The 10,124-nt window shown below is 39.2% G+C and carries 7 protein-coding genes and 1 pseudogene; 4 read left to right on the plus strand and 4 right to left on the minus strand.

Annotated features, from left to right (window positions below):
- Positions 1-121: 121 nt before the first annotated feature.
- The 4 genes and pseudogenes from FTU37_RS15585 to FTU37_RS15600 all read right to left on the minus strand — a co-directional run.
- Positions 122-2,170 (minus strand): annotated as a pseudogene (locus tag FTU37_RS15585) (DUF4158 domain-containing protein); the annotation flags it as partial.
- Positions 2,171-2,279: 109 nt separating this feature from the next.
- Positions 2,280-3,317, minus strand: coding sequence for an HlyD family secretion protein (locus tag FTU37_RS15590; RefSeq protein WP_059246503.1), 1,038 nt, complete (start codon positions 3,315-3,317; stop codon positions 2,280-2,282).
- A 10-nt stretch (positions 3,318-3,327) separates the two neighbouring features.
- On the minus strand, positions 3,328-4,872 hold the full coding sequence (locus FTU37_RS15595; protein WP_059246502.1) for an MFS transporter: 1,545 nt from the start codon (positions 4,870-4,872) through the stop codon (positions 3,328-3,330).
- Positions 4,869-6,353: an efflux transporter outer membrane subunit gene (locus FTU37_RS15600; RefSeq protein ID WP_171254502.1), complete on the minus strand. Its 1,485-nt coding sequence runs from the start codon at positions 6,351-6,353 to the stop codon at positions 4,869-4,871. The genes FTU37_RS15595 and FTU37_RS15600 overlap by 4 nt, the downstream gene beginning before the upstream one ends.
- Positions 6,354-6,544: 191 nt before the next feature.
- On the opposite strand from FTU37_RS15600, the gene FTU37_RS15605 reads away from it, so the two are divergent.
- The 4 genes from FTU37_RS15605 to FTU37_RS15620 are packed head-to-tail and all read left to right on the plus strand — an operon-like array spanning position 6,545 to position 9,778.
- The gene (locus FTU37_RS15605) at positions 6,545-7,174 is read left to right on the plus strand and encodes a TetR/AcrR family transcriptional regulator (protein WP_180124623.1); all 630 of its coding nucleotides are present in this window, start codon (positions 6,545-6,547) and stop codon (positions 7,172-7,174) included.
- A 52-nt stretch (positions 7,175-7,226) separates the two neighbouring features.
- Entirely contained in the window at positions 7,227-8,660 is a 1,434-nt protein-coding gene (locus FTU37_RS15610; RefSeq protein WP_059246500.1) for a cytochrome ubiquinol oxidase subunit I, read from the plus strand.
- On the plus strand, positions 8,657-9,658 hold the full coding sequence (cydB, locus tag FTU37_RS15615; RefSeq protein ID WP_180124624.1) for a cytochrome d ubiquinol oxidase subunit II: 1,002 nt from the start codon (positions 8,657-8,659) through the stop codon (positions 9,656-9,658). The genes FTU37_RS15610 and cydB overlap by 4 nt, the downstream gene beginning before the upstream one ends.
- A 12-nt stretch (positions 9,659-9,670) precedes the next feature.
- Positions 9,671-9,778, plus strand: a complete 108-nt coding sequence (locus FTU37_RS15620) for a DUF2474 domain-containing protein (RefSeq protein WP_180124625.1) — start codon at positions 9,671-9,673, stop codon at positions 9,776-9,778.
- Positions 9,779-10,124: the final 346 nt, after the last annotated feature.

Raw genomic sequence — 10,124 nt, forward strand, 5'->3', positions numbered from 1 at the left:
AATTAATTTGATGGCTTCAGCTTTAAATTCTGTGGTGTAAGTCTTGTGTTTCTTGCTCATGGTAAACTCCTGATGAGTGTGTTTAGTTTACCAAGTTAAAACCTCCTGTTTTTTCAGCACACATCACATATTTGGTGCCATCTGCCGCAGCAGTCTTACCTTCACCCCAGATTTTAGGTAATTTAAACTGGTGATAGTGGTTAATAATGTCTTCCATAGCAGAGTTTAGTTTATCTACATTACAGTGCCTACGGTTCACAAAGGACAGCATATGTGGGGTAACTTTTCCTCTTAAATGTCGGGAAGCCTGTGCTGGTCCAAGATTACAGCCATAAGTAAAGGCTGTCAGGATATATCGTTCAGTAGGATTATCTATTTTAGGGTCAGAGCCAGATAGTGGTCCAAAATGCCGAGCCCAGTTTGTCCAGTGAGCAACATCACACAGTACATCAATAATATTCCGTTCAGGCAATCGCTGTAAAAGTGTAGTTTCCAATTCCCTAGCAGAAGCGGTTGGCTCTTTGGACATATGGCGTTTTAAAACAGGAATACCATTTTCACCAATAGTCACATGACCATTACTTGGATAATTCTTATCAATCGTTTCGGCAACAGTGGTGAGCCAGCCTTTTAAATAAGTCGTAAAATCTTGGGCATTATTAGGGAAATTTAATTGTTCACAGTAATTGGAAACTAGAAGTTCACATTCTTGCCATGGTAATAATTGTTCTCGATAATCGGCATAGATTTCCGAACCATAAATTGAAATATCACCAGATTTAATCTCTGCTGCAAGTGATGAAAATACACAGACTTCAAAATGCTGCCTACTGATTTTACCACCCTGAATGATGGTCTTTTTCCAGCGTTCATTGGTAAAGGAAAAATCAATCTTTTCCTCAATATAGGAGATTTTTCGATTCTCATATTCAAGCAATAAATTGATTGCCTGCATTAACGATTGGTCTTGGCTGGTTGAGGTTAAATCAAGCAAATGCACCATACGAAAGAGGGTAGCACGATGGCTACGATAAAAACGCCATAATAATGGATAGTAATTATCTCCACTATATGCCGTGATTGCGGCACAATCATCTTGAATGGCTTCAAGTCCACCATTTTCGATTAAAAGTTGGCGAACGGCACGACCAGCATCGGCATCTTCTGGGTGAGTATCCAGTGTATCAATAACATTGGAAAGGGTTGCCACTAAAAATTCAGTTTTCTGCCGATGACGAATCCTTAATTGTTCCAGTCCATCTTTACCTCGCTGATGAATATGGTTCATTCTTTTAATGAACATATTGGCTAAGTCATCACGAGCTTTGATTCGAGTTCGATAAATTAGGCTTAGTAAAAGTACATGTCGTTTGGCAGAATTAAAATCTTTTAGTTCAGCAACATCAAGAATACGAGCTTCCGCTGCAAAATGTTTAATTTTGGTATGAGGAATTCCATCTAAATGATGGTCTGCACCTACCGTATTGGATAGTCTTACAATATGGTCTAGTAATCGCTGTAAATGCTCCAGTGATGACCGTTTAGGTAACTGTTTAAGGGTATGTAAAAGGCTTTTTTGCTTATGGTCAGTCACATCCAATAATTCATCTAACTGTATTTTTTCAGAATCAGTCAGCTTTGTATTCACCATATCAAAAAATGATTGGTTTACAGTATGACGAATTTTTCCAGCAAAACGGTCTAGGGTACTAAAAGCAGGTAATTCAATTCTTTGGCGTACTAGCTCTTCGATTGCCACATTAATAATATCAGCAGGGTTATCCATAACCTGTGCTGCTGTAGTCATAGATGTTTCTATAATTTTTGTGCCTTTTCTATTGTATTCAGATACATCAAGATAAGCTCTTATATTCTGATGTTGGCGATAAAGCGTACGGTCTTCATAATCCAAATTATGGCTCATTTGGAAATCAAGTGATTCAGCAATATGCTGGACAATTGGACGAGGAATATCCTGAAAAGTAGGGAAGTAACCTAATCGCTGAAATGATTTAAGCAAAAGAGTTGCCCCAAATCTTAATTCAGATTTACGAGCCAATTTAGAGATAAAAGTGAGCTCCGCCTGATTAGGTGTATAGACCTGTTCCAGCTCTTTTTTGGAAATGTGTTTTTTAAAACGAGGATAAGCTGTTCTTTCAATAGATGTCATTATCCATATCTCTATAAATAATTATAAATATTCAAGTAATTTTTAGATAATCATTTTGTTATGTTTTCCCACCATTTATCTATTGATGGGAAAACATACGGAGGATATTTTACTTATCCTTAATATAAATCGTTGGGATAACAGACATACCAACACGTAAGTTTTTTGCTTCGGGTTGATTGGGTATAATGTGAATACGCACAGGTAAACGCTGAACAATTTTAGTGAAATTTCCTGTGGCATTATGTGGAGCAACAGCAGAATAACTTACTCCACTAGCTGGTCCAACACTTTCTACAGTGCCTTTTAATATCGTATTTGGTAAAGCATCCACTTTAAAATCTACAGATTGCCCTGTCTTAATGTGAGCAAGTTGTGTTTCACGAAAATTTGCAGTGATGTAAAGTTTATCAAGAGGCACAATAACAAGTAATGGTTTTCCTGTATTGACAAAAGTACCTGCACGTACTGACTTTTGCCCAATCATGCCAGTAATTGGAGCTGTAATCTGGGTATAAGACAATTTCAATTCAGCAGCAGCTTGAGCTGCCTTGGCTTGAGAGAGGGCCGCTTTAGCACTTTCAAGTTCCGTCTTTAAAATATCCACTTGTTGCTTAGTGGCATCAAGTCCAGCCAGATTTTTGTCACGATTGGCGAGGCGGATACTTAACTGTGCTTCTGCTTGTTGCATTGCTTGTACTGTACCAGAACCATCCGCAGCTAGATTACGATACCGTGTCTGATTTTCTTTAGCTAATTTTAATTCCGCATTATCAACATCAATGGCTGCTTGTGCCTGACGGATGGTTGTTTGTTGTTGTGCAAGTCGAGCTTTAATACTTGCAATATGTGCATTAGCATTTTCAACCTGTGCTTTGGCAGCATCAACCGCTACAATAAAGTCCTCATCATTTATCGTTGCCAATAGATCACCAGCTTTGACTTGTTGATTTTCTTCAACCAAGACCCGATGAATTGTTCCAGAGATTTGAGGTGTAACAAAAGTAAAATCTGCTTGTACATAAGCATCTTCTGTTGACTGACTGGTTGCACTTGATTCAGGTGTATTGATATAAATGACACAGCCGATTGCAACAATAAGTAATACAACAATGCTGATGATCTTGGTTTTTTTAGGTAATGACATGATACTCATCCTATTTAGAAACTGGGAGTGGTGCTGTTTGGTGAAGATCTGGTGCAGGGATATAGGTCAATCGCAATACAAATGGGATAAGCAACAAAGCGAGAATACCAAGTACCAGATAAGTATCAGCAACGGATAAAACGAGAGATTGTTGAGCAATAACTGCCATAAGCTGTAAAGGTTCTGATGGTTCTGGGAGCATGTCACTGGTTAATGCAGCATGATCCAGTAACATTTCTTTATGAAAGTCTCCCCTTAAAACCATAAATTGCCCAACTACAGCTCCACCAAGAAGTGATCCAAAAGCACGTAATGTATTAATTGTTCCAGAAACATAAGGTCCTTCAATTGGTTGTACAACGCTTGTACATAGAAATAGCATTGAAACAATTGCCATTGGTTGACCAAAAGCTTGCAAGCATTGAATAAGGATAAATTGATCACTATTCCATTCAGATGTTAGCTGCGTTCCTAAAAAGCAGGACAAAGCAATAAGCAGTAAGCCACCAGCAAAAATCCAGCGAGCATCAACCCATTTTTTGTATAAGAAAATGGCAACTACTGAACCTAATATAAGCTGTGGCAAGGCAATCATCAGTCCGATAGATGCCATTTGTTGAGAACGATAATCCTGTATTACCCCAAGATAACGCATTGGTAATAATGCTCCAGAGGTCAAGATAATCAATAAGAATACGAATAAGGTAAAACCCAATCCTAAATTACGACGATTCAAAATTTGTAATTTAATAAAAGGGGATGGATGGTACCATTCGGTGAGTAGGTAAACGGCCAATAGCGTTAAACCTGCTATCAGCGATACCACTATCAGTGGTGAGTTAAACCAATCCAAACGAATACCTTGATCAAGGGCAACAGCAATTAGACCTAGTGCAGGTACACCTAAAGCCATACCAAACCAATTTGCTTGTGGAAAACGTTCAATTTGAATTTTATCTTTAGGTAAACCCCATGCAATCAATCCACCAGAAATTAAGGCCAGTGGTATGATTTGCCAATATGCCCAACGCCAATCTACAATGCCATCAGTCCAGTAACCTGTGAGCCAAATAGATAAATTAGGTGTAAAGGTTGCTGTTAGTGCATATAGTGCCAACCCATGTAAACGAATATGTGGAGGTAGAAATTTAAGAGCTGCCATCATCAATAATGGAATCATTGTTCCACTGGCAATCCCTTGTACAAAGCGTAAAACCAGTAATAAATCCAAATGGTGTATAAAGGGAAGGATAAGAGCCAATAATGCACATAAACTAATCATCCATAGTTCAAAACGACGCATGGATAAAGTAATCGCAAACCAGGCAGCAAAAGGCATAGCAATTAACTCACCAGCACTGTATACCGTGGTAAGCCAAGAAGCATCATCCAGACTATAGCCCAATGCCCCCCTAATATCTGCTAAAGCTAAAGCACCAACACGATTATTTAACCCTGCCATCATGGCAGCAATGAGAATACCCAGTAATCCTGCAAGAGCACGTTTGGGTGGTCGTGTTCCTGTTGTAGGTGGAGAAGGTGGTACACTACTCATGGATTAACCCTCGATAGAGGTATTACCGAAGCAGTATTAAAGGATGTAACATCCCACCCACCACCCAATGATTTATAAAGATTAACAATACTCACTGCTACATTGGTAGAACTGGTATTTAACTGACTTTGTGCCGTCAATAAGTTACGTTGAGCAGTTAATACGGTCATATAATCCGCTATGCCTTGCTGATAACTTCTTTCAGCAGCTTGAAATGCTTGTTTATTTTGTTCATAAGAAACAACTAATTCGGCATGATGACTCTGTTGAGTATTCCAGGCATTGAGAGCATTATCTACTTCATGCCAAGCACGTAACACAGTTTGACGATATGCGAGAGCAGCTTCTTTTTGACGAGATTCATTTAATGCCAACCGTTGGGTTAATTTTCCACCCTGAAAAATAGGTAAATAGACAGTTGGTCCAACGGAAAATAATCGAGAATCCCAACTGTCCAGATCATTAATTTCAAAAGCCTCGACACCAACTCTTCCCCTTAGACCAATACGTGGGTAAAAATCGGCTTTGGCAACACCAATCGCTGCTGTTGCTGCATGAAGTTTAGCTTCAGCACGTTGTATATCTGGGCGTTGATGTGCAAATTCAGATGGGATTCCAATAGGAATATGCTGAGGTAATACAGGTAATGTTAAAGTCTGGCTTAATTGTTCATCTAATACTCTTGGCTTTTCACCTATCAATAATGCCAGAGCATTCATAAGTTGATTACGTTGCTGTATTAATTCAGGCAGCATAGCTTTTACAGTAGCCTGTTGAGCCAGAGCAGAGGCAGTTTCAAAACGTGTTGCAACGCCATTACGCATACGACTTTCAGTGATTTTGATTAGGCGATTAGCAATTTCTAAATTTTGTTGAGCAATACTAAGTTGTGCCTGTGTACCTCGTAATTGCAGATAAGTTCTAGCAAGTTCCGCAGATAGGGCAATTTGGACTGCTTCACGATCATAAATTGTTGCCTCAAAAGATGCTGTTGCACCCTCACGCATACGTTGAGCACGTCCCCATAAATCAAGCTCCCAACTAGCATCAAAGCCTAATTGCCAAAAATCACTTGCTTTGGTTGGAGCTCCTAGTGCTGCAAACTTGCCATTCTGACTTAGGGCTTCACGGGAATAACTTGCTGAACCACCTATATTGGGTAATAACTGGGAGGAGGTTATCCCTAATTGTGCTCGGCTTTGCTCAATGCGTTCTACTGCCATTTGCAAATCAAGATTATTCAATTTTGCACGAGATTGTAGTTCAATCAGAAGTTTATCATTAAATATTTTCCACCATTCAGATGGAATTTTATCTGTAGATGATAGTTGATTATTGTAAATATCATCTGTATGGGGAGGTGGTTGTAACTGAGTGATTTCATGATGTGGCCGTACAAAATCAGGACCGACTGTACACCCACAGATTGAAATCATACAAAATGCTGTTCCAGCGTTTTGTAGCAATGACTGTAACTTCATATAAATCATTTATCCTGCATATTGTACCGAACCGCTCGGTTTTTATTTAAGAATATAAAGAACCAGATTTTTGATAAATTCAAATATATATTGATAAAGTTATCTAAGTACTGGTATGGTTGAAGTGTACCGATCGGTTTGATAGTATGTCAATACTTTACTGACTCAACTTAATATTCAGGATATTTCTGATGCCACAAATGAATCATGAACTCACAGGCAAAGCACTCCAGATTTTACAGGCAGCACGACGTGTTTTTCTAACACATGGTTTTTCCGCAGCAACCACAGACATGATTCAACAAGAAGCAGGGGTTTCCAAGTCAACTGTATATGCACATTTTCCAAATAAAGAAGCTCTTTTTACCGCAGTAATCGAAGCTGAATGTACAGCATTCACAGATACAGTACGTGATATTAAATTTAAACATGGCAAGTTACGAGAAACACTTACCATTTTAGCTCGTACTTATCTAGATATTGTACTTTCTCCAGCAGGACTCGCTGTTTTTCGAGTGGTGATTGCTGAAGGAGTGCGTTTCCCAAATCTTGCACGAGCATTTTATTTAGCAGGTCCACAAGTCATGATTACCATGATTACTGAGCAACTTGCCAGTGCAGTCGCATCGGGAGAAGTCGATTTAAATGAACTGGGTTGTGAGACTGCGGCAAGTCTATTTATCAACTTAGTTAGAAGTGAACCACAGTTTCAATGTCTTACTCATCCAAATGCTGCTCCATCTGCAATACAGGTTGATCAGTGGGTAAATATTGCTGTCACAACATTTATGCGTGCTTATGGCTGCGATCAACCTAAATGATCTCCTATTTTTTAAAGTATCTAAATCTTCTCCATAACAATTGGGAGGTCTTATGAACTTAGGACTAACAGCGTTGGAGCTGGCAAGAATACAGTTTGCCTTTACCGTGTCTTTCCATATTATTTTTCCAGCAATTTCCATTGGATTAGCAAGTTTTTTAGCCGTTCTAGAATGGCGATGGTTGCGTACAAATAATCCTGTCTATCAAGATTTATTTAAGTTCTGGATTAAGGTTTTTGCCTTGTCCTTTGGGATGGGCGTGGTCTCTGGCGTAGTGATGAGCTACCAGTTTGGGACAAACTGGAGTGAGTTTTCTCAATTTGCAGGCAGTATTACAGGTCCATTACTCGCTTATGAAGTGTTAAGTGCATTTTTCTTGGAGGCAGGTTTTCTCGGCATTATGTTATTTGGCTGGGGGAGAGTTAGTCCACGAATGCACTTTTTCGCTACCTTAATGGTGGCCATTGGTACATGTATTTCCATGTTCTGGATTCTATCTTCCAATAGCTGGATGCAGACCCCACAAGGTTTTAGCATTGAAAACGGCATTATTGTGCCGCAAGATTGGTGGGCGATTGTCTTTAATCCATCTTTCCATTATCGCTTGGTACATATGGGAATTGCTGCATTTATGGTTGCCGCTTTATTGGTCGCAGGTACAGCAGCATGGCATTTACTCAAAGGTCGTCGAGATGAATTGGTAAAAAAATCCTTTTCAATGGCATTGTGGCTGATTCTGATTTTAGCCCCTTTACAAGTGTTTATCGGAGATGCACACGGTTTAAATACCTTAAAACATCAACCTGCAAAAGTTGCTGCGATGGAAGGACATTGGGAAACCAATCATGATGAGGGTATGCCATTGTATCTATTCGGGATTCCAGATATGCAGGAAGAACGTACTAAATACGCTGTGGCAATTCCAAATTTAGGTAGTCTGATTCTGACCCATTCAATGGATGGCACAGTGACAGGCTTAAAAGATTTTGCCCCTGAAGACCGTCCTAACTCAACTGTTGTGTTCTGGAGTTTCCGTATCATGGTCGGACTTGGCACATTGATGCTTTTACTGGCTTTGGTCAGTGTCTGGTTAAGAAAAACAGGCAAACTCTATGAAAGTAAATGGTTTCATCGTTTTGCACTCATCATGGGACCATCGGGCTTTATCGCATTGTTGGCAGGGTGGTTTACCACGGAAGTGGGACGGCAACCATGGATTGTCTATGGAATTATGAGGACAAAAGATGCGTTGTCACCCGTATCGGTTGAACAAGTGGGTCTCACCTTAATTATCTTTGTGGTGGTGTACTGCATTGTGTTTGGTGTCGGTATTTATTACATGCTGAAAATCATGCACAAAGGTCCAGAGTTTATCCATAGTCAAACTGATGAAATCGGTGGTGTTGGACATTTTAAAACCCCAATGCGTCCATTAAGTGCAATCAATGAACCACTTGATGAACAAGATAAAGGAGCATCATCATGATTGATTTATCTTTGATTTGGGTCGCAATTATTGGTTTGGGTGTTCTCATCTATGTGGTACTGGATGGTTTTGATTTAGGCATAGGGATTCTTTTTCCCTTTGTCAAAGACCAACAGGAACGAGATGTGATGATGAATACCGTTGCCCCTGTCTGGGATGGTAATGAAACATGGATGGTATTGGGCGGAGCAGGATTATTTGCTGCTTTTCCTCTGGTGTATTCAGCCGTACTTTCTGCACTTTATTTACCGATTACCTTGATGGTGATTGCATTGATATTTCGAGGCGTCGCATTTGAATTTCGTTTTAAAGCAAATCGTACCCGATATTTATGGGATCAGGCATTTATTTGGGGTTCAATCCTATCCAGCTTTTTACAAGGCGTGATTTTGGGGGCTTATATTCAGGGTATCGAGATTGTAGATCATCGTTATGCAGGTGGTGGATTGGATTGGCTAACGCCATTTTCACTTTTTACAGGTGTAGGTGTTGTCGTTGTTTATGCAGCCTTGGGTTGTGCATGGTTAATTCTTAAAACTGAATCCAGATTGCAGCAGCATTTATATCAGTTGATGCCTAAACTGGTGATGACTTTATTGGTTATTTTTGCAGGAGTCAGCATCTATACACCATTGGCACATCCTGTGATTGCAGAACGCTGGTTTAGTTTGCCACAACTCTTTTACCTTAGCCCTGTACCCATCCTCGTATTACTTTTTAGTGTATTGGTCATCCGTGCCTGTAAAAAACAGCAAGAATTTTCACCATTTATGTATATGTTGGCATTAGTATTCCTTGCCTACACAGGTTTTTTGATTAGTTTATTCCCTTATATTATTCCACCATCTATCACCATCTGGGATGCGGCTGCACCACATCAAAGTCAGTTGTTTGCCTTGATTGGGGCATTAATCTTGATTCCCATCATTATTGGTTATACCGCCATGTCTTATTGGGTATTTAAAGATAAAGTCAAAGTAGGTGATGGCTATCATTAAAGGAGTTCATCAATGAAACTTTCACAAACACAATGGTTTATTGTCCTGTGGCTTGGTGGGTTTCTAAGTTTACTCATCGTTGCTGGGCTCTTTAGATTACTCATTAAACTGGCATACTAATAGATATCAAATAGCCTGAACATACGATGCTCTGGCTATTGTTAATATTAGAGGTCAAGAACTATGTTATAGTATAAAATGATTGTTGTATGGCAAACTCTAAAAGTTGCCTAATATCTTTTATCTTTACTTTTCGAGAAACTCAGATATGATTTTTGATAAAGAATTTCTAAGAAAAATTAAGTTTCAATTAATAGATGATGAAAAAACAATTCACAAAGTGATGTGTGCTGAAAAAACAGGAGGTTTTAACTTGGTAAACTAAACACACTCATCAGGAGTTTACCATGAGCAAGAAACACAAGACTTACACCACAGAATTTAAAGCTGAAGCCATCAAATTAAT

The sequence above is a fragment of the Acinetobacter sp. YH12097 genome (genome assembly GCF_013419225.1).
In the GTDB taxonomy this organism is placed as follows: domain Bacteria; phylum Pseudomonadota; class Gammaproteobacteria; order Pseudomonadales; family Moraxellaceae; genus Acinetobacter; species Acinetobacter amyesii.